Origin of the sequence: Carboxylicivirga sediminis (assembly GCF_018156225.1) — a bacterium.
In the GTDB taxonomy this organism is placed as follows: Bacteria; Bacteroidota; Bacteroidia; order Bacteroidales; family Marinilabiliaceae; genus Carboxylicivirga; species Carboxylicivirga sediminis.
In genome coordinates this window covers 1-2,255 of sequence record NZ_JAGTAR010000082.1, presented here as the reverse complement: position 1 = coordinate 2,255, position 2,255 = coordinate 1, and the positions used below count along the sequence as shown (strand labels likewise).

At 33.6% G+C, this 2,255-nt stretch carries 2 protein-coding genes; both read left to right on the top strand.

The genetic code is table 11. The features are described 5' to 3' along the window. Positions 1-330: 330 nt before the first annotated feature. Positions 331-1,377 carry a PDDEXK nuclease domain-containing protein gene (locus KDU71_RS22670; RefSeq protein ID WP_212193416.1) on the top strand — a complete coding sequence of 349 codons (1,047 nt, stop codon included), beginning with the start codon at positions 331-333 and terminating at the stop codon, positions 1,375-1,377. 116 nt (positions 1,378-1,493) lie between these two features. Continuing rightward, positions 1,494-2,120: a hypothetical protein gene (locus tag KDU71_RS22665; protein ID WP_212193415.1), complete on the top strand. Its 627-nt coding sequence runs from the start codon at positions 1,494-1,496 to the stop codon at positions 2,118-2,120. The last annotated feature ends 135 nt before the right edge of the window (positions 2,121-2,255 follow it).

Sequence of the window (2,255 nt, the reverse complement as noted above, 5' to 3'; positions counted from 1 at the left end):
ACTAAGTATTATAAGACAAATAAAGGTAGCTGAGACAACGGACTTTAGCTACCTTTAGGTTTAGTGCAACAATGGCTTATAAAGCATAGGGGGGCAAGCTGCAGTTTGGAGGTTTCGAGCCATAGCGAGCACCGCCAAATCGTTGATTTGGCTTTTGAAATGAAAAGATAAAATCAAATACAACGCTTCGGCTCTGAGCAATTTGGAACGAATACCGGACAACAATCCCCCAACGCTTCATAGCCGAGACCGTTGTAGCCAATTCGAGAAAACCAACTGCTTAACAATGAATTAATCTGATAAAGTTTATCTTTGAGCAAAGATTTTAAAATGACAGTAAAAAAAAGATATGATTCTGAATATATTGAGTGGCTTGGTGGATTAAAACAGCGAATTAAAGGCACTCAAATAAAAGCAGCCTTGTCGGCTAATAAGGAGATAATTGAACTTTATTGGGAGATTGGCAAGGAACTTTATGAGAAGCAAGAGAATCAAGGTTGGGGTAATTCGGTTGTTGATAATTTAGAAAGAGATTTGATTTCAGAATTTCCTGATTTAAAAGGTTTTTCTCGGAGAAACCTGTTTTATATGAAAGGATTTTACTCTTTTTACAAATCTGATTTCAAAAAAGTGCAACAGCTTGTTGCACAAATTCCGTGGGGACATAATATACTGATTGTTAGTAAATCGAAAACAATTGAGGAATCAATATTTTACCTTACGGAGACAATTGAAAATAGTTGGTCAAGAAGCATTTTAGACATGCAAATCGGAACAGATTTATATTCTCGACAAGGAAAAGCTATTACAAATTTTAAAAACACATTACCAAATCCTGACTCTGATTTAGCAAATCAAACTTTGAAAGACCCTTATCTTTTTGATTTTCTGACACTAAAGAGAAATGCAGATGAAAGGAGTATTGAAGACCAATTAACAAAGCACATTACTCAGTTTTTATTAGAATTAGGAACTGGATTTGCATTTATCGGTAGGCAATATAAACTCGAAGTGGGTGACAAAGATTTTTATATTGACCTTTTATTTTATCACACTAAACTTAGGTGTTATGTGGTCGTAGAATTGAAAGCAAAGAATTTTAAACCTGAATATGCTGGTAAATTGAGTTTTTATCTATCGGCAATTGATGATAAACTAAAAACGGAATCTGATAATCCAACGATTGGAATTGTTTTGTGTCAAGAGAAAAACAAAATCGAGGCTGAATATGCTCTTCGTGGGATTTCACAACCAATTGGAGTTGCAGAATATCAATTAAGCCGAGCTATTCCAGATAATATAAAAAGTGATTTACCGACAATTGAAGAAATAGAGAAAGAACTGGCTACAACAATAAATATAAGTAATGCCGAGTGAAGTGGGTAATTTAACCCTTTGCTCCCGTATCAAATTTCACAGCATATTGATACGTAAACACTTCGCAATTCGGCACTACTCATATTCGAGCCGTTGTAGCCTATTAAAAAATTAACATGATTAAAAAAGTAAGATTTGCACTATTTGTAATTTTAATAAGCTTACTCAACTTATTATATAATGGTCTTGACCAAGAGTTGTTTAAGCTACTAACATCCATTTTGGGAATTGTAGGTGCATCATTTCATTTATTAAACAAAAAATGGTCTACATATGTACTGCAGCTTTGGGCGTACTCACAGATATTAATAATTGAACCATTTTGGGACAATACACAAATATTCAGTTTTACATTTGGCGTTTCATTTGATTCGTTTGGAATCAACATCAGTATACTTGGCTTAATTTATAGTGGTATAGTAAGGTTTATATTTTTGAATAATCTAATCGGTAAAGAAGTAAACTTAATCCCTTTCAGGAATGAATCGTTCCTAGCTGAGTTCTTGCCAAGTAGATTCAAAATTGAAAGAATTGTGAAACTTGGTGATGAAAAAGGTTGGTTTCTAGTTCAGGATATTAAAGCCTTAAATTATGCACTTGTTAGACCAAAAAATAGAGAATTGTTTAATGTAAAAAAGGTTGGACAGATTCTTCAATATAGAATTGTCTCTGATATTGAATTAATTAAAGACAAGAATAAGAAAGAAGACTTCAAAACTGGTGACTTTGTAAAAATAGAATAATAACAGGCTACAATAACTAAGCGTTCTGGCTGGTTGAAAGCCAGAGTCTGAACGCGGTGTTGCCGACAACCGGTTAGAAATCACTATCTATGGGGATTGATATGATTGGAGAGAGTTTTTAAGCAATTCGTTAGT

Coding starts and splice junctions, on each gene's coding strand:
- KDU71_RS22665 (WP_212193415.1), top strand. CDS start 1,494: ATGATTAAAAAAGTAAGATTTGCACTATTTGTAATTTTAATAAGCTTA.
- KDU71_RS22670 (WP_212193416.1), top strand. CDS start 331: ATGACAGTAAAAAAAAGATATGATTCTGAATATATTGAGTGGCTTGGT.